The following is an 18223-nucleotide window of genomic DNA, read 5'->3' on the forward strand; positions in this document are numbered from 1 at the left end:
TGTGCGCACCTCGCCTTTTTAATGAGCAGGTGTAAAATACGAATGGCTTCGTTGGTCGGGCTCATGTTGTATGTGTTATAATGGCAGCAAATTAGGCGGAAGAGTTTCCATTTCCATGATGGTGCAGCCAAATATCTATGAACTACTCGTGCATTAACGGCTGAACCGTGGCCGGGTATCCTAACGGTTGTACAGAGGGGGTTATCTATTGTTCCGTTCCTGGTATCGCCGATTGCTGCTGTCCTACTTTCCTATTTTTTTGCTTACTGTGACGATACTGATTTTTGCCTCTTTTGTATTTATTAATGATATTTCACGAATGGAAACTAAAAAAGCGGACCGTATCACCGCCAGTTATCTTATGGATAATGTGGACCGAACGATCAAGGAAGCTGAACTGTCAGTGCTGGAGGCTGCTGAACGCAGCGATGCTTATAAACGTTATTTTAACAATCAAGGCCAGATTGATATGGCGACCGTCTACGCTGTTGCCCAGAATCTACGCAACCTGACGCGTGAATCGCCCTATATTCAGTCCATCTATCTTTATGACAAGAGAAATGAAAGCGTTTTAACAGAAACTGGATTAAAGGACCTTTCAGGATTTGTAGACGAGGATTGGATTGGCCGCATCACCTCCGGCTCTTTATCGGAAGGCTGGCAGCCTGTTAGGGAATACAAAGATGAATTTCAGCGTACGTCTATACGTGTGCTTACCATAAATAAAGGTATGCCGCTGCCCTTCGGCTCGGAGGGAGTGCTCGTAATTAATCTCAAAATGAGCGGAATGGAACAGATCGTTGACGGTATGGTCAATGAACAGTTGTCCTTTCTGACCATCTTTGGTGCAGATGGACAGGTGGTCTATCAGGCGCATTCGGACAGTGAAGGTGCCAAGAATGGGAAGCAGTTGAATACTTTATATATGGAAAGGCTTGGCTGGACGTTTTCCAGCGGGATCAAAACGGGCAGTCTATTCAGCTGGGTGTCAGTGATTTCTTACCTTTGGGTAGCTATTGCCTTAGGTACGGTTGTGTGCGCGATTTTTTACCTGATCTATGTTACGCGGCGGAACTATAAGCCAATTCAGGTGATTATGAACCGGATTGAAGGTCATCAAATTCGCAAGCTGGACCAATCCAGCGACAGACCGGACGAAATGATGCTCATTGACGGGGTGCTGGAAGATCTAATCAACCATATGACGGATTATGATAAGAAAAGCAGAGAGAATTTGCTGTTACAGCGCAGCAAGCTTTTCAACGATCTCTTGCAAAGCGAGCGGTTGGACAATGTCGTTCAGCGGATGGAAGAGCTGTCGCCGCTCTCCGGAGCTCATTCCACAACCCGCTTTATGGTTGTGCTAAGCGAAATCAACCGCTACGACAAGGTTTTTCAAGATCGGTATACAAGGGGAGATCAGAACACGCTTAAATTTGCCCTGATGAATGTCTTTCAAGAATTGGCGCGGAGTGCGGAATTGCAAGCTTGGGCGGAGTGGATAGGGACTGACCGGGCGGCAATTCTCTTCCTGACCACAGGAAGTGATGAAGAGATGGCAGAGAAAATCCGTGTATTCGCTGAGGACTGCCGCACCTGGGTGGAGCAGAACTTGCGCCTCTCCTTAAGCTTCGCTATCGGGCCAGTGGCGGCTGGGCCAGGGGAGATCCGGGATTCCTATGCGGCAGCGGAGAATGTGATGCAGCACAAGCTTTTAATGCACGAAGACATCGCTTTAACGGAATTTGGAGAAACGCGCCAGCCGCTTCTTGAGACATTCAAGTATCTACAAATGATCGCTGAGTTTGTTAAGCAGTTCCGGATGTCGAGCGGCCAATGGCGGGAACTGCTGGAAGGTGTTTTTGATGGTTTTAAACAGGATTATTTACAAGATGATGATATTCGCTCTCTAATTCAGGCCATGCTGCAGATGCTGAGCCGGGAAGTGGCTGTCATGTCTGAGCAGCTGCAGGATGAGCTGTCAGCAGAAAATGCGGAGAAGCAGCTGAAGCGGCTGGAAGAGGCAGAATCCATAGATGAAATGAAGGGGATTTTGTTTGAGTATTTGACTGATTTATTCCGCACTTATGTTTCTGTCAGTGAAACTAAAAGCTACCGGGCGATGGTAACCGAGATGAAGAATTATATTGAAGAGAATTTTACAAATCCCGATCTTTCCCTAAAGCATTTGAGCGACCGGTTTCAGGTATCCGGCAAATATGCCAGCTATCTATTTAAAACAGAATTTAAAATGAAATTTGTTGATTTTCTTACAGAGCTACGCATGAAGGAAGCCGAAAAGCTTTTAGTGGAAACGGAATGTTCGCTGCAGGATATCGCACTTCAGGTGGGGTATGCGAATGCAATTACATTCGGCAGGGTATTCAAACGAGTATTAGGAATCACGCCGGGTGACTACCGTTCTTTAAAGCGCGGGCGCGGGAGCTCCAGATTATAGGCTGCCGACTTTATTAATCCAATAGCACGTGAACAATAGTTTTTATAACCGCATCTGTGCACGCCAACCTCTATGATGAGGGCGCGAACACCGATGCGGTCTTTATTTTCACACTTTTGAAAGCGGTTTATTCTACGAAAATGGTTGTATGGATAAACCGGAAGTCCGATTTTGCTGGGATATGAGCATCCGAAAGAGGTTTATTGTCAGACTGCCGGAATTCATGAAATACTGTGGGCATCCAGAACAACAAGCGACCCAGTAGCACGGCAGTAAAAAGCATCACGTGATATGGATTCCGCTGGGGATGGATAGAGTTAAGGCTAGGGGATCATAAATACACCATTAAAGCCTGCAAGGGCGAAGGGGATGGAAAAATGACAGTGAACGTACATCAAGGAGTTCTGAAGAAAGCAATCGGGATCGGATTAACCGCAATAATGGGCGTTTCTCTGCTAGCAGGCTGTTCCAATGATTCTAAAAACAACACAGCATCCGAGGGTGCCCCAGCCGGCGAAAGTGCCAAGCGCGTTACATTAAAGGTGGAAGTGTTTGACCGCGGCAACAGCCCAGCCCCTCATACCATTACCAATAACTACTTAACTAAACTAGTGCAGGAAAAGTTCGGAGATCCGAATAACATTGATGTAGAATTTGTACCTATCCAGCGTTCTGAGGAAGTTACCAAGCTGAATGTTTTGATGGCGAGCAATACGGATGTGCCCGATATCGTATTTACGTATGATTCCAGTGTGTTTTATCGGTATGCCCAGCAAGGTGGCTTGACTGATGTCGGAGAAATTCTCGATGAATATGGCCCGAATCTGAAAAAGTTTATTGGCGAGGATACGCTGGCGTTCGGCCAGCTTGAAGGCCAGCAGTATGCGATCCCTGGTAAACGGGCGATCACAGGCCGTTATAGCTCCTACATCCGTCAGGATTGGTTAGATAAATTAGGACTGCCTGTGCCAACGACGACCGATGAGCTGTACACTACTTTGAAAGCGTTTAAAGAAAAGGATCCGGGCAATCTCGGCAGCAAAAACATCCCGATGGGCATGGCACTGGCACCAGCCCAATTCGAGACGTTGATTTTCTCTTTCATGAAGCCGATCAGCGGCGATCTGACCTACAGCCAACGTTATGAGCTGCCGCTGCATGAGGGCTTTAAGGATGCCCTGCAATTTCTTAATAAGCTCTACAATGAAGGGATGATCAGTAAGGACTTCAGTCTGGACGAGGATAAAACACAGTTGGCCAAGGATATCCAGAACGGCAATGTAGGCTACTGGTCGGAGGATGTGGATGTCTTGTTCTATGCCGATGGTACCCTGGATAATCTCTACAAAAATGTAGAGGGAAGCAAGGTGCTGCCGGTAGACGTCTTAACCAACGCCAACGTTGATAACAAGCACATTAAATCCCGGTATGCCTCCAACGGCATGTACATCATGATTCCGAAGAGTAGTAAACGCGCCGTGGAAGCCGTTAAGTATCTCGATTGGATGGCTTCGGATAATAATCTGATTGATATCCAAAATGGCGTTGAAGGTGAAAACTACGACCTGGTAGACGGTATTCCAGTGGCCAAAACAGATGTTTCCCAGGAGTTCGCCGATCGTCTATTTAATGCTGGCGACATGGCCATTATCTCCAACGGCAAAAACATCGGTGATCAGGCCACTAATGAAAAAGCATGGGCGCTGGGCTTCCCGGAACGTAACCGGGAGATGCTGACTCAATCTATCGCTATCGCCAACGCTGACACGGTGGGTCCGCTCGTCTTCGGCAAGCCGATAGAAGCGGAATCGCAATATGGCACAACGCTCAAAGATAAGCTCAACGTAATTATTGTAAAGACGGCAATGGCCAAACCAGAGCAGTTTGAAGCGGTTTACGAGCAGGAAATGAAAGATTACATGACTTTGGGCGGAACCAAGCTGAAAGAGGAACTGGAGAAGTCGTTTAAGGAACTTTCGGCTCAATAAACAAATATATAGTGAAAACCGGGGGGAGATGGTGCTGCGCTCCACCCGGTTTTTCTCCTTAGGAGGAAAACGACTTGAGCAAAGCGACATACTTTAGACGGTATTGGCAATTGTACGCGCTGCTTTCGCTGCCTATTATTTATTTCCTGATCTTCCGCTATGGTCCGATGTATGGTGTGCAGATTGCTTTTAAGGATTTCAATTTGTTTCAGGGGATTGGAGGCAGCGAGTGGATTGGCTTTGATGCGTTCCGCGAGGTTTTTGGAATGAGAGAGTTCTACACCACCTTGCGCAATACCTTTATGCTGAATTTTCTGGATTTACTTGTCTCTTTTCCGGCTCCGATTATCCTGGCGATTATGCTGTTCGAAATTCGTTCGGTGTGGTTCAAAAAAATATCGCAGACAATTTTGTATATCCCCCACTTTATTTCCTGGGTGATCATCGGGGGAATCGTATATCAATTGTTCGGCAACCAGTCCGGTATGGTGAACGGTGTGCTGGAGAGCTTAGGCCTTACTCCCATCCCGTTTCTGACTGAAAAAAATCCGTGGCTGATCACTTATTTATTCACAGGCGTCTGGCAAAGTGCCGGTTGGGGGACTATCCTTTATCTGGCGGCGTTAACCGGTGTCAACCGAGAGCTGTTTGAAGCTGCTGAAGTGGATGGAGCGACAAGGCTGAAGAAAATCCGCTACATTACGCTTCCTAGCATAAAACCAACCATCGTGACGCTGCTTATCCTCAATCTGGGAAAGATGGTCAGCATCGGCTTTGACCGCCCTTACATTATCGGTAACACTGCTGTGCGTGAGTATTCTGATGTGCTCAGTACCTTTGTGTACCGGGTGGGTCTAGAATCCGGACAATATACGTTGGCTACTGTAGTCGGATTGTTCCAGGCCGTGGTGGGACTGGTGTTTATTTTTGGCTCCAACTATATTTCGAAAAAAGTGACCGGAGACGGTATTTTATGATAAAGAAAGAAGGAGGCGGAGTGCTATGAGTGAACGTACCTCAAACCGGATATTCGATATCGTCAATATAACGTTTGTTGCCTTGTTCGTTTTGTTCTGCTTGGCTCCGTTTTTGCATGTGATTGCCGTGTCGCTTAGTTCCAACCGGGCAATTACTTCTGGAGAAGTAACGATTTTCCCCATTGAATTGAACTGGAATGCATACATTAATGTTTTTTCCAATAATGCGATGATCCGCTCTCTTGTCTTTACGGTTATTCTGACGTTTGCCACAACGGTGCTGTGTATGCTTTTCACTGTGGCAGCAGCTTATCCGCTGACCAAAAGAAAATTGAAGGGCCGTAAATTTTTTATGTATCTGATCGTTATCACTATGTTTTTCAGCGGCGGTATTATTCCTGAATATTTGTTGATCCGTGATTTGCATTTGATTAATTCGGTCTGGTCGCTTATCCTGCCAGGTCTGGTCAGCCCCTTTAACCTGATTATCCTGATCTCCTTTTTCAATAACATTCCTGCCAGCCTGGAGGAATCGGCCGAAATCGATGGCAGTTCCCATCTTCGTACCCTGATGAGTATTATATTGCCGCTATCCATGCCGGTTATGGCCACATTGGCGCTTTTCTACGCAGTGGGAAGGTGGAACGGCTTTCAGGATTCTTTGATGTATATCAATAATCCGGATTTGTATCCGCTCCAGCTCAAGCTGTTCCAGATGGTGCAGAACAACATGGTATCCGAACTGACACAAATGGAAGGTGCCAACCGGACCCCACTGACACCAGAGAGCCTAAAAGCGGCCACCGTTATCTTTGCAACAGTACCGATCCTTGCCGTATATCCATGGCTGCAGAAATATTTTGTCAGCGGTGTAATGCTTGGTGCCGTAAAAGGTTGAACCGTAAGCTGTAACAAGGGAGGAGAAAATAATTATGGAGGACAAAGGCATGTTTTCGTTCTCAACTTGCTGGAATATTAAGCGTCATTCCATCGGCAGTGAAATGCTGCGGGAAATCCGCGATCTCGGCTTTCAGCAGGTGGAGCTGAACTATAATGTGACTAAGGAAATGCTGGAAACGATCGAGCCGATGCTTGAGCGGGGGGAGATGGGGATCTCCAGTGTCCACAACACTTTCCCGCATGTGCAGGACTCCGATTATGGCACAGATTCCGTGCTGCTGGGTTTTGAGGATGAGGAGAAGCGGCAGCGGGCGATTGAGCTGCTGATTGGCTCGGCTAAGTACGCTCAGCGTTACGGAGGAGAAGCTGTTGTTGTGCATCCCGGTGAGGTACCCTTTCCAAATGATATCAGCAAAGAGCTGGAGCAGATTTATAACGGAGAAGGTAGAGATTCTAACGCTTATCGCAGCAAATGGGCGGAACTGATGGAGCGGCGGGAAGCCTATAGCGCCGGCTATGTGCAGAAAATTATTGAAAGCCTAGATGAAGTATGTAACCGGGCAGTTTCTGAGGGGATAAACGTACGCTTTGGTATCGAAACACGTTCCAAACCGCAGCAGATTCCGACGCTTGCGGAAGCCAAAATGATTATTAAGGCGCTAAAAGGAGCGCCTGTGGGCATATGGTATGACACCGGGCATGCCATTATGATGGACCGTTTGGGTTTGTACGACAGTGTGGGGGAAATGGAAGGTCTGATGGATGATATTGTAGGTGTTCACATTCATGAGACCATCGGTCTGTCTGATCACTGGTGCCCTTATGTAAACAGCGGGAATATGAAATTCTATGATGCTTATCTGCCGATGATTGAACGGGCGCGGGTCAAGGTGTATGAGTTGAAGGCAGCTTGCCAGCCGGAAGAAATTGATGAAAGTCATCAGCTGCTTATGGCCAAGTTGGCGCGTAGAGGACAGGTCTGATGTTGAACGATGAAGACCGTAGGTTAGCTATGAAGTATGCTCCGCGCTTATTATTCGATCAGAACGAGCCATTTTTTCCGGTACGTCTCGGTATAACGGTGATGCGGCAGGAGGAAGAGTCTCCTTCCTTCCGGCGCCGTCTAGCTGTGAACCATCCGGATGTGCTGGCCGTTGTGGAATACGCGATTTATTACGATTATGATATTCAGCATTTATATGATCTGGAGCATGTGTGGGTTTACATCGGTAGAGACGGGGAAGTGGTGGATGCCGAAGCGAGCTTTCACGGGAAATTCCTTAAAGCGCTGCTGCGCGGGGGCAGCAATCTAAGCGGGACACGGGTGGACCTCTATGTCCAACCCGGCAAGCATGCTCTTGCCCCGTTCCCTGAAGTCTTTGAGCTGTTACCGGGATTCGCATCCAGTACACAGGATGGAGCAGGTGCGGAGGGTCTGATTTATGGCGACTTTTTTCACGGCATTCTGGCGTCCGATGGAGAAACTGACCGTCTTGTCCACCGTTATCTGCAAACCTGCCGGTTCACGCCTTCCCTGTCCTATTCGTGCTGGGAATATGCGGACCGGGAGGAATTGTTCGTTTCTTGGAATCAACTGTTCACGGAAATTCCTGAACGTATCCGACAAGAGCTGGCGCGGCTTCAGCTCATGTTACCACCCAGACATTGAGCAGATTGTTAACATGGAGGGAAGTATAATGTACAAGCAACTGGTAGCCAGTAATGATAGAGCGGCAGTGGAGGGATTATCCCGGCAGGTGCTTGATCCGACGAGCCGCTATTATGGAGGGACAATAGATCCGGGTACTGGCGTTGCCTGGGTTAATCATACGACCGGCACACCAACCGATATGTGTTATTGGGGAGCGGCTCTGGTTAACCCGGATTCCGCATTCTACCGTGATGAGCTGCTGCTGGCCCGCCTGCTGCTGGCGACGGAGTTCGTGCTGCGTTCACAACATGAGGATGGCTCGATCTCTCCGGGCTGGACGAACTATCATTCTCCCCCGGATACAGCCTTTGTCATCGTCGGCTATGCTCAGCTATACCAACTGTTGGCGTCGCAGGATTGGGCGCCACTGCAACAGGTGCTTGATAATATGCTCTTGTTTCTTAAGCGAACTATTCCCGTCATGCTTACAGGGGGCTGTCACACGCCGAATCACCGTTGGGTATTGTGTGCAGCACTGGGGTTTCTGCATGAACTGTTCGGACTGGAGGAGGCTGTCCAACGGGCGGATCAGTGGTTGGCTGAAGGGATGGATATTACACCTGATGGAGAATGGACGGAGCGCAGTAACGGTATTTATAGTGCGGTCAGCGACATCATGCTGATTCATGCCGCTCGTCTGCTGGATCGGCCGCAGTTGCTGGAGCCAGTTCGTCTGAATTTACACATGATGGTCTATTTGGTGCATCCTAAGGGCGAAGTTGTGACCGATTATTCTGGACGCCAGGATCTGGGGAGCTTTCACGACCTGTCTCCATATTATTTACCGTACGCTATTCTGGCCCGTTCCGATAAGGAGCCATTGTTTGCGGGGATGGCCGAATGGGCAGGCAGAGCACTGGAAAATCCGGGGGTCTGCTCTGTTAACGTACTTGTACGTATGCTGCTGGAGCCGGAGCTTCAGCAACCTTTTGAAGATTCGGCAGCTCTGCCTGTAAAATATGAGAAAATACTGAACGGCGATTTTCCGCGACACGGCTATCTGCAGGATATGGAGAAGTCCGGCCATCAAGGGCGAATTTACCACAGCCGGCTGCATACTGATTTCGGAGCACCGGTTGCGCGTTACAGGGACGGGAACACTAGCGTGACCTTAATCACGGAGACGCCGTCTTTTTTTGCACTCCGTCACGGTGCTGTCAGGCTGCTTGCAGTGCAGCTGGCTTCTTACTTTAATCCGGGATATGTCCCGATGCAGAAAATGATCAAACTACCTGACGGATACCACCTGTCAGGAGAACAAAAGAAGGGTTATTACGGTCCTGTAGAAGGTGAACTGCTTCCGCAAACATCTGGGGAGCCGGTAAGCCCTTGGTATCTGCTACCGCATCAGAGCCGCGCACTTACGCATGAACAGACATTCCGTGTGGAGACGGAGGTTCAACGCACGGACAGAGGGTGGACCCTCCGGTTGCATGCTGAGGAACCTACAGAGGTTATGACTCAGCTGTCTTTTATTTTTGGACGGGAAGGATGTTTCACATCGGGTGAATTGCAGGCTGTCGGAGAGGACCATTATCTCTGGAACGGCGGTAACCTCCGCTATAGTTGTGAAGAGGACTGGATTGAACTGTCAGGGGGCGAGCTTGGACATCTGGCGGCTACGGTGCGTGAGGCGAAGCTGCAGGATAACTGCAAGGCGGTGTTGGTCAATTTTATGACTCCGTTCGATAAGACGATTACGATCACTCTATCTCCTTCCATGATAAGAGAGTAACCTTTGCAACAATTTACAATTTAGCAGACGTTGACGTTACACCTCAGTCTTAGAATAATAAGCCTTATTAAAAAACCTTCCATTAGAAGCAAACCTGGAGTTATCAGGTCTAATGGGAGGTTTTGTTATGCATCTGCTAAGCATAGACTCACCAGATTTTAACCGTGCATAATGGTATAAGTAAGAAATCCGGGGACACCAGCCGTCAGTGATTCAAACATTCTCCGAAGCCGTGACTGTCAGCTTTTATAAAATTTCCTTTAGTTTGGTTTACATAGGCACTTTTTTCGGTGGTCAAGTGTTATAGAGATATAAGGGTTAAGGAGGTGCTTACATCGCCACAGGATTCGCTAGACTCGACAGAGTTGGAAGAGCTAATCGTTAGGATTCAAAAGGGAGATTCCGAGCAGTATGCTTTAATTGTCAGGTCATTCCAAAAGCCGATCTATCGATATTGCTATCGTTTGTTAGAAAACAAGCAGGATGCGGAGGACGCGGTTCAGGATATTTTGGTAAAGGGTTATCAATCTATCCGGCAATACAAATCGCAAATGCATTTCTCGGCATGGCTCTATCGTATCGCATATCATCATTGCTTAAATCTGCTGCGCAGGCGTCGTCTGCATAAGCAAGTCATGCGTATTTTTCGTCCGGAAGTACTGTCTGCAAGTCCTGAACAGGAGCTGGATGCTCGGTTGTATAGTCCTTCATTGTCTGCGGCTTTAGCGGGATTGTCGCTTGAGGAGAGAAACATGCTTATTCTGCGGGTGTTTGAAGAACAAACTTATGCAGAGATAAGTGAGATTCTAGGGGTCAGTCCCAATGCGCTAACTAAAAGAATGAATCGGATCAAGCTAAAGGTTCAGGAAGCTATGAAGTCAGAGGAGGAGATCACATGGAAAGAAACAAAATCAGCAATGAATACCAAGATATAATTTATGCCTCGGCGGGCAATGAACTTTTGGATGAGGTAGATGTAGAAGATAAGGTCATGGGGCGTATTACTGGCATAACAGGTCGAAAGCGATCGTTCTCGCTGAGGGTGATGAATAAAACAACGGCAGTGGCCAGTATGTTAACGCTGTTTCTGCTGATTTCTGTGACTGCGTATGCTGCGTCTGAATATATCCAAATCCGCAATAGTGAAGGAGTAGTGAAGGTCCAACATGTTGCGCCGACTGAATCTGCAGAAAGGGCTTCTTATGATAAATATGCGCAGCAAGCAGAAGAGTTCGCTAAACCGGGTGAATTGATCGCTTATCTTGTGAAAAATAAAGCAGGTGCAGCAGGCTTGGCGACAGAATTGCAGTTTAAGTATAAAGAGCAGCGGATAGATGCGTATTCTGATTTTTTAAAAGAAATCAAAAGAACAGGGGCGCCAATGCTTCCCGAAACGGCAGCGGGGTACGCTTTTAAATATGGTGTAATCCATCCTAATTCTCCGACTACGGATACAGCTAAGCCAGGTTCTCTGTATAAGGAAACATTAAATGATCTTACCGCTCAGGCAAATAAGGACAAGGGGACCCGCAATTTGTTTATGAAGGCTATACCGTGGTCCGAGCCAGGGGCGCTAAGTGTAACTTATTCGAAGAACAATGCTTTTATAGGGATCTCAGCAACGCTCATGCATGGCGGCAAGGTTTTCGTGGAACAAACGCCTGAGAATCAAGCTAATAAGCTCACAGTTGCAGGGACAGAAGTTATCTATAACAAGGTGGTAAGGGAAGAAGTCAGCTATGATTATCTGAACTGGTATAACGAGAAGCAGGATGCGTATTATACACTCACCAGCTATGGAGATAAGATTTTGACCCAGGAGCAATTTTTACAGCTGGCTGAGGAGCTATTGAAGTAGAGTTTTGAAGTTTGAAGTTTGAAGTTAGAAGTTTGAAGTTTGAAGTTTGAAGTTTGAAGTTAGTAGTGTGTAGTTTGATGTTTGATGTTAGTAGGTGCATGTGCATGCGCTAAGTTAGTTGTATTATGTGCAATTAAAGTTCACCAATAGCTGTATATAGGCCCTTTAGTTGTATTTGATGCAGCTATTACTGGTTAAATTAGTGGAAATAGACGTTTTTACGGATTTTAGTTGTAGAGAATGCAATTAGAGAAGAGGCTATGAGCGGATCAGAAATAAATAAGTGTATAAAATACAGTTAAATCGTATGCAGGGAAGGCTGAAATTGGATCCAGATATAAAAAAAGGTATCCCCAAAGCGAGAGCTGTAGGGATACCTTCTTAATATTCTTATATCTTCGAAAATTCGAAGAGCGTTAGCCTTCTAGCAGTAGTGCTTCCGGATCTTCCAGCAATTCCTTCACTTTGACCAGGAAGCTTACCGCTTCAGAGCCGTCAACGATCCGGTGATCATAGGAAAGGGCGATGTACATCATTGGACGGTTTACGGTTCTTTCTTCGTCCAGCGCGATCGGACGCAGTTGGATCTTATGCATCCCTAGAATACCCACCTGTGGTGTATTCAGAATCGGTGTCGATAACAAGGAGCCGAATACGCCACCGTTGGTGATGGTGAATGTTCCGCCTTGCAGCTCGGAGAGGCTGAGCGTATTGGCACGTGCTTTGGAAGCGAGCTCGCCAATCTGGCGCTCGATTTCCGGGAAGCTGAGCCGATCCGCATCACGGACTACGGGAACTACAAGTCCTTCTTTCGCTGCAACAGCAATACCGATGTCGTAGAATTTCTTAACGACCAGATCTTCACCGTCGATTTCGGCGTTCAGCAGTGGATAGGTTTTAAGCGCACCGATCACGGCTTTGGTGAAGAAGGACATGAAGCCTAGTCCAACTTCATGTTTTTCTTTAAATGCATCCTTGCGGCGCTTGCGGATGTCGAGGATCGCTGTCATGTCCACCTCGTTGAAGGTGGTAAGCATGGCCGCGGTCTGCTGCGCTTCGACCAAGCGGCTGGCAATCGTGAGCCGTCTGCGTGACATGCGCTTGCGCTCCACGTTTTTGCCCTCGTCCGGCGTGGCTTTGCCCGCTGCCGGCTTCGCTGGTTCCGGCTTGCCTTGCGGCGCCGGAGCTACCGGTGCAGCGGCCTGCGGCGCTGCTGCACCATGACCGGACACATCGGCCTGACCAATCCGGCCGATAGGATCACGGGCGCTAACCTCGCCGAGGTCGATGCCGCGCTCCCGTGCCAGCTTGCGTGCGCCCGGCGATGCCAAGGCAGCATGGCTGTCGCCACCTGCTGCAGGCACTTCGGGCGCAGCTACAGGCGCGGCGGCTGCAACTGCGTTGCCGCCTGCCGGAGCCGCTTTAGGCGCTTCGGCTTCGCTTTCAGCGGCCCGTGGCGTACTGCCGCTTGCGGCTCCAATGATACCGATGGCTTCGCCAACGGCTACGTTCTCGCCCGCTTGACGCAGGATGGTGGAGATGACACCCTCCACCTCTGCACTAATTTCCAGATTGACTTTATCCGTTTCCAGCTCAGCAAGCACATCGCCTTGACCTACCGTGTCGCCTTCTTTAACCAGCCATTTGTAGATGGTTCCTTCGGATATGGATTCTCCCAGATCGGGTACTAAGATTTCTGACACAGGCCGTTTCCTCCCCAAACATAATGGTTTACGCTATTGTGATACCGTCCTCTTAAGAGGACGGTACAGCCGCTTGTACGTTCGAATTTGATTTTAGGGCTTCTGTTACAATTCTACGTTGTTCGAAGCTATGCACATCTGCATAACCACTGGCCGGGCTGGAACGTTCCGGACGGCCGATATATCTTACGCCGGCATTTTTCGGTGCGATGGCGCGTAACCGAGGCTCACTATAGCTCCAGCCGCCCATATTTTTCGGCTCTTCTTGCACCCAGACAATTTCCTGAAGGGAGCTGAAGGAGTTTAAATGTTCGCTTAACTCTTGTTCCGGGAACGGATAAAGCTGCTCTAGGCGAAGAACATGCAGCCATGACCAATCCTTATCCGGTGCTGCTTCCAGTTCTGTTTGGATGTCGATAGCGACTTTACCGCTGCAGACTACGAGCCGTTTAACTTCACTTGGTTTCTGGCCAAGCAAAGATTCAGCTAATACAGGCTTGAATTGTCCTGAAGCCAGCTCGGTTCCGGCAGAAGTGCTGCGCGTATTCCGAATGAGACTTTTCGGCGTCATAATGACTAGCGGTCTAGCATCTTCCTGCCCGCATAACGCTGCTTGGCGCCGCAGCAGATGGAAATATTGCGAAGCGGTAGTCAGGTTAGCGACCGTCCAGTTCTCCTCAGCGGATAGCTGCAAGAACCGTTCCAGCCTACCGCTGGAGTGCTCAGGTCCCTGTCCTTCGTAGCCATGCGGCAGCATGATGACGAGATTGCTGCGCTGTGTCCATTTGGCGCGTCCAGCGGCAATGAACTGGTCAAAAATAACCTGACCCGCATTGGCGAAATCACCATACTGTGCTTCCCAGATTACGAAGGTTTCCGGTGCAAACACATTATAACCATATTCAAAGCCTAATACTGATGCCTCTGACAATGGACTGTTGTATACGCCAAAGGAGGCACGGGAATCGCTTAGCTGATGCAGAGGAGAGAATAAATCTCCTGTTTTACTGTCGTGCAGCACCAGATGGCGATGTGCGAAGGTTCCGCGCTGGGCATCTTGACCGCTCAGTCGGATGGGCGTTCCATTTTTCAGAATGGTAGCGAAGGCTAATGTTTCAGCCAGTGCCCAGTCGACCTTTTCACCCTCATTCAGTGCATCTTTACGACGTTGTAAAATGCGCTCCAGCTTCGGATAAACCTGGAATCCAGCAGGAACCGTCAACAGTTCACGATTGATCTCCTGCAGGCTGGAGATGGATACCGCTGTAGTGTTTGCCGCTGCGCGGTCCGTTTGTAGAGGAATGAAGGCTTTGGGTTCTTTTTTCTTATGATTGCCTTCCTTCATAGTATCGTACGCACGCTGCAATACGCTTTCTGCTTCAGCATTCATCCTTTGTACGTCTTCGGCGGTAAGAACCTTTTCGTTTTTCAGTCTCTCTGCATAGACCTTGTAGACGGTTGGATGATTGCGAACCTTACCGTAGACAATAGGTTGTGTGGTTTCAGGATCATCCATTTCGTTGTGACCATGACGGCGGTAGCCGATGAGATCAATTACGAAATCTTTTTTGAATTGATGGCGGTATGCGCTAGCTAAACGTACAGCTGCTACGCAGGCTTCTGGGTCATCAGCGTTGACATGGACTATTGGGATTTCATACCCTTTGGCGATGTCACTCGCATAATGCGTAGAACGGGAATCTTCACTTTCAGTCGTAAAACCAATTCGGTTATTAACAATGATATGGATCGTCCCACCATTTTGATAACCTTGAAGTTTGCCGATATTAAGCGTTTCTGCAACAATTCCTTCACCTGGAAAAGCAGCATCGCCATGCATCAGCACCGCCATAGCTTTACTGGTATCAATCTTCGGCAGTCCTGCAGTGCTCCGATCTTCTTGTGCGGCACGAGTGAAACCTTCCACAACAGGATTGACGAATTCCAAGTGACTTGGGTTATTCGCTAGTGTTATTCTTGTGCGTACGGTTTCTCCTTCACGGACAGCACGGTCTGCACCGAGATGGTATTTCACATCACCTGTCCAACCATAGTTAATGCCTGTGGAGCCTTCGGAAGGGAAAAGCTCCTTGTTCGGAGAATGATGAAACTCTGAAAATATGATATCATAAGGTTTGCCCAAAATATGTGCAAGAACGTTGAGGCGGCCGCGATGCGCCATGCCCATCAAAATATGCTCCGCACCGTCATGTGCAGCAGCACGTACGATTTCATCTAACATCGGCACAAGAGCATCATTGCCTTCAAGACTGAAACGCTTCTGACCTACAAAAGTCTTGTGGAGGAAGGTTTCAAATTGCTCTACCTGAATCAGGCGGTTCAGGAGCTCTTTGCGTTCTGTATTATTTAGGGGTGCTGGTGAGCTGGTGGATTCTGCCTGCCTATTTAGCCATTGCAGTTCTTTTTCTTCATGCACATGCCCGAATTCATAGGCGATAGTCTTGGTGTATGCCTGACGCATACGTTGCACGGCATCCCATCCGGTATGCACATCATTCGGCGCATTTTCCCATATAAGCGTGGCAGGCAGTGCGATCAGGTCTTCGCGGGTCAGCCCATAGGTTTCAAGCTCAAGATATTTTGCCATGGGATTCTGATCGCGTACCAGCGGATCAATTTCAGCGGCCATATGGCCATATATACGAATATTGGCGATTAGCTTGGAAGCTCTTACTGCTTTTCTAAGCCATTCGGTGTCTCCCGAGATGCGCGGCTGAGGAGCCGGTTCGCTATCCGGAGTTAGGGGAGGAGGTCCCGAATTTGTAAAAAGCTCGCGATAATTATTTTCTACGGTGGAGGGATCTTTCACAAACTGTTCATATCTTTCTTGAATGTAGCCTAAATTGGGTCCGTAATACTTACTCCAAATGGATTCGTTATAGGGCTCTTTGGCTGCCATGAATACATCCTCCTTAACGGATGAACTCCATACGTGACATTTTGTGTCAACGCTTACTGGAGCTGTGATGATTGCGGTTTCATTTCTCATCTTATTGTGCTACTTTCGGCCACTGTAATCAATTCATTCTTTCGTCCAATACGTTCGCAAAATGGTATGGGTTAGCTTGTTCTAATGAAAAGAAGGGTGTTTCTTCTCATTACCCATTCTAAAGGCCTATTAAAATGATTCTATTATCCTTATTTTTAACTATTAGGTCAGTAAATATTTATTTTGCTAGTACAATTTATTTTATGTAACGGACGAGTATCGTGATAATCGGACAAGATCTTTGAAAAAAAATCTTTTATTTTTCGTTTTTAAAATAGAAAGTAACCAGGAATCGACACACTTTTCCGCTTTCTTTTTGTATAATGTTATTGCAGATAGTAATTTTATAGTTTTTTAAGTAGATCCTTTCGTGAAAAGGGTCCAGTAAAAGGTAAACTTGCCGAAAGGCAGGGGCACAAAGTCGCGGGTCTAAGGTAGAGATACTATGACAGCCGGATTGCCTGGGGACGTAAAATCTTAGGGGGAGATTTTTTGGAAAAGTCCAACCAGGGTAGCAACAGAGAACAGCAGTTTATTGATCTGGATCAAGAGTGGGTACATTTATTATTAGCAGCTAAGAAGGCTGGCATTAAGGCAGATGAAATCCGCCAGTTCTTTCATGAGAAAACTGTGCAGATCGTGCAGTAATACATTAGAGGGGTTACATATCGAAAAAGGGCACAGCGGTTCTTCGCTGTGTCCTTTTTCGATATGATTTAGTAGAAGAGAGGATCGTACCAGATTAGTAGGAAGTATTAATCCTTTTGATCGAGCTTCCATTTCTGATAGTCCAGAAATTCTTTGAATTCGCGTTTGCTAATGCCTGAGTCCATAGCTTCCTGCACCAATCGGAACCATTCCGAATCTAAATGTGATTCCTCTGCATCATTGGGTTCTCCATAGAGTAGGGCATGAATGGATACCTGAAGCGCGTCAGCGATTTTTTCGATAAACTGGATGGATGGATTGGATTGGATGTTTCTCTCCACGTTGCTAAGATACGACTTAGCCACATCTGCTCTGTCCGCAAGCTCAGATAGGGAGAAACCCTTGTCTAGGCGGAGCTGCTGGATACGTTGGCCCATATTCTGTGGCACTATGCTGACGCCCCTCCGTAATTTTTGTTATTAGTATAGCAAATATCAATAAATCGGACAAAGTTTATTGTAAAGAGAAGAGCAGCAATCTGCTTATCCGTGGCCGGATTCAGGATCTGCTGCTCTTCGAGTATTTTATTAAATTACTTTATTGATCTTAGTAGTCTTTTTTCGCACCTTGTTTAGCTACGAAATCCCAAGTCAGTGTTAAGCTATCGCCTTGGAAAATATTTTGATCTTGGTTATTTTCCACAAATTCGAATTGGACGGAGAAGCTGTCGTTGGTACCGGCTTTAATACCGGATGCTTCGGTAAAGAGTTGATCCCAACCTGTATTTTTTACGAGATCCGGATGCTGACTTTTTAAAGCAGCAAGTGTAGTCTCATAAACTACATTTTCAGGAGAGACGATAGGTACTCCTTTATCATTATTTCTAAGGAATTTAACTTTAATGAACTCGGCTAAATCCAGGTAGTTATCTCCTTTAGCATCCGTGATTTGAGTCGATGTATTCAGAATAATAGATCCGATATCGAGCGAACCATCGTTTTTCAATTTGAAGGATTTAGTTACCGTATCACCTGGTTTCAGGTTAGGAATATTAACGATGACAGAAGGGTCGGAGTTCAGATCGAGCGTGCCCGCTGCGAATGTAGCTGTGCTTTGCGCAGTGTCGCTAAAGTATGCGAAGGTTCCTCCGCCGATTAATGATAAACCCAGTGCTGCAGATGCTACGCCAAGACCCAATGTTTTCTTGATACCCATAATAAAATTCCTCCTCAAAT

Annotated in this window: 14 protein-coding genes and 1 riboswitch; of the genes, 10 read left to right on the plus strand and 4 right to left on the minus strand. The window is 47.4% G+C overall.

Annotated elements, in window-relative coordinates:
• Positions 1 to 208: 208 nt before the first annotated feature.
• The 9 genes from MHI51_RS02030 to MHI51_RS02070 all read left to right on the plus strand — a co-directional run bounded on the left by MHI51_RS02030 (position 209) and on the right by MHI51_RS02070 (position 11627).
• Positions 209 to 2458 (plus strand): helix-turn-helix domain-containing protein, encoded by a 2250-nt coding sequence (locus MHI51_RS02030; protein WP_405173533.1) that lies wholly within the window; start codon positions 209 to 211, stop codon positions 2456 to 2458.
• 377 nt (positions 2459 to 2835) lie between these two features.
• Positions 2836 to 4446, plus strand: coding sequence for an extracellular solute-binding protein (locus tag MHI51_RS02035; RefSeq protein ID WP_076124659.1), 1611 nt, complete (start codon positions 2836 to 2838; stop codon positions 4444 to 4446).
• 74 nt (positions 4447 to 4520) lie between these two features.
• Entirely contained in the window at positions 4521 to 5423 is a 903-nt protein-coding gene (locus MHI51_RS02040) for a sugar ABC transporter permease (protein ID WP_038568353.1), read from the plus strand.
• 25 nt (positions 5424 to 5448) lie between these two features.
• The gene (locus MHI51_RS02045) at positions 5449 to 6321 is read left to right on the plus strand and encodes a carbohydrate ABC transporter permease (protein WP_038568356.1); all 873 of its coding nucleotides are present in this window, start codon (positions 5449 to 5451) and stop codon (positions 6319 to 6321) included.
• A 34-nt stretch (positions 6322 to 6355) separates the two neighbouring features.
• Positions 6356 to 7306: a sugar phosphate isomerase/epimerase family protein gene (locus MHI51_RS02050; RefSeq protein WP_405173534.1), complete on the plus strand. Its 951-nt coding sequence runs from the start codon at positions 6356 to 6358 to the stop codon at positions 7304 to 7306.
• A complete protein-coding gene (locus tag MHI51_RS02055; RefSeq protein ID WP_405173535.1) occupies positions 7306 to 7992 on the plus strand; it encodes a hypothetical protein in 687 nt (228 codons plus the stop codon). Before MHI51_RS02050 ends, MHI51_RS02055 begins: the two co-directional genes overlap by 1 nt.
• A gap of 28 nt (positions 7993 to 8020) precedes the next feature.
• Entirely contained in the window at positions 8021 to 9769 is a 1749-nt protein-coding gene (locus MHI51_RS02060) for a hypothetical protein (protein WP_405173536.1), read from the plus strand.
• Positions 9770 to 10095: 326 nt separating this feature from the next.
• On the plus strand, positions 10096 to 10704 hold the full coding sequence (locus MHI51_RS02065) for an RNA polymerase sigma factor (RefSeq protein WP_076192703.1): 609 nt from the start codon (positions 10096 to 10098) through the stop codon (positions 10702 to 10704).
• On the plus strand, positions 10665 to 11627 hold the full coding sequence (locus tag MHI51_RS02070; RefSeq protein WP_405173537.1) for a hypothetical protein: 963 nt from the start codon (positions 10665 to 10667) through the stop codon (positions 11625 to 11627). The genes MHI51_RS02065 and MHI51_RS02070 overlap by 40 nt, the downstream gene beginning before the upstream one ends.
• A 416-nt stretch (positions 11628 to 12043) precedes the next feature.
• On the opposite strand, the gene odhB is transcribed toward MHI51_RS02070, so the two are convergent.
• Positions 12044 to 13330 carry a 2-oxoglutarate dehydrogenase complex dihydrolipoyllysine-residue succinyltransferase gene (gene odhB / locus MHI51_RS02075; RefSeq protein ID WP_076219722.1) on the minus strand — a complete coding sequence of 429 codons (1287 nt, stop codon included), beginning with the start codon at positions 13328 to 13330 and terminating at the stop codon, positions 12044 to 12046.
• A 52-nt stretch (positions 13331 to 13382) separates the two neighbouring features.
• Entirely contained in the window at positions 13383 to 16250 is a 2868-nt protein-coding gene (locus MHI51_RS02080) for a 2-oxoglutarate dehydrogenase E1 component (RefSeq protein ID WP_339246043.1), read from the minus strand.
• Between the two features lie 470 nt (positions 16251 to 16720).
• Positions 16721 to 16805, plus strand: a riboswitch (cyclic di-GMP riboswitch).
• A 27-nt stretch (positions 16806 to 16832) separates the two neighbouring features.
• Here MHI51_RS02080 and MHI51_RS02085 point away from each other — a divergent pair.
• Positions 16833 to 16988, plus strand: coding sequence for an anti-repressor SinI family protein (locus MHI51_RS02085; RefSeq protein WP_232061118.1), 156 nt, complete (start codon positions 16833 to 16835; stop codon positions 16986 to 16988).
• Between the two features lie 107 nt (positions 16989 to 17095).
• On the opposite strand, the gene MHI51_RS02090 is transcribed toward MHI51_RS02085, so the two are convergent.
• Complete coding sequence (locus MHI51_RS02090) at positions 17096 to 17425, minus strand: helix-turn-helix domain-containing protein (RefSeq protein WP_036682795.1); 330 nt, start codon at positions 17423 to 17425, stop codon at positions 17096 to 17098.
• A gap of 169 nt (positions 17426 to 17594) precedes the next feature.
• Positions 17595 to 18203, minus strand: coding sequence for a TasA family protein (locus MHI51_RS02095; protein ID WP_036682781.1), 609 nt, complete (start codon positions 18201 to 18203; stop codon positions 17595 to 17597).
• Positions 18204 to 18223: the final 20 nt, after the last annotated feature.

This window comes from Paenibacillus sp. FSL H8-0260 (assembly GCF_045040625.1).
In the GTDB taxonomy this organism is placed as follows: Bacteria; Bacillota; Bacilli; order Paenibacillales; family Paenibacillaceae; genus Paenibacillus_AQ; species Paenibacillus_AQ odorifer.

What these genes read in the sequence shown, in the direction of transcription:
- MHI51_RS02070 (WP_405173537.1), top strand. Translation starts at nt 10,665, where the DNA reads ATGGAAAGAAACAAAATCAGCAATGAATACCAAGATATAATTTATGCC.
- MHI51_RS02080 (WP_339246043.1), bottom strand. Translation starts at nt 16,250, where the DNA reads ATGGCAGCCAAAGAGCCCTATAACGAATCCATTTGGAGTAAGTATTAC.
- MHI51_RS02060 (WP_405173536.1), top strand. Translation starts at nt 8,021, where the DNA reads ATGTACAAGCAACTGGTAGCCAGTAATGATAGAGCGGCAGTGGAGGGA.
- MHI51_RS02090 (WP_036682795.1), bottom strand. Translation starts at nt 17,425, where the DNA reads ATGGGCCAACGTATCCAGCAGCTCCGCCTAGACAAGGGTTTCTCCCTA.
- MHI51_RS02035 (WP_076124659.1), top strand. Translation starts at nt 2,836, where the DNA reads ATGACAGTGAACGTACATCAAGGAGTTCTGAAGAAAGCAATCGGGATC.
- MHI51_RS02095 (WP_036682781.1), bottom strand. Translation starts at nt 18,203, where the DNA reads ATGGGTATCAAGAAAACATTGGGTCTTGGCGTAGCATCTGCAGCACTG.
- MHI51_RS02050 (WP_405173534.1), top strand. Translation starts at nt 6,356, where the DNA reads ATGGAGGACAAAGGCATGTTTTCGTTCTCAACTTGCTGGAATATTAAG.
- MHI51_RS02055 (WP_405173535.1), top strand. Translation starts at nt 7,306, where the DNA reads ATGTTGAACGATGAAGACCGTAGGTTAGCTATGAAGTATGCTCCGCGC.
- MHI51_RS02045 (WP_038568356.1), top strand. Translation starts at nt 5,449, where the DNA reads ATGAGTGAACGTACCTCAAACCGGATATTCGATATCGTCAATATAACG.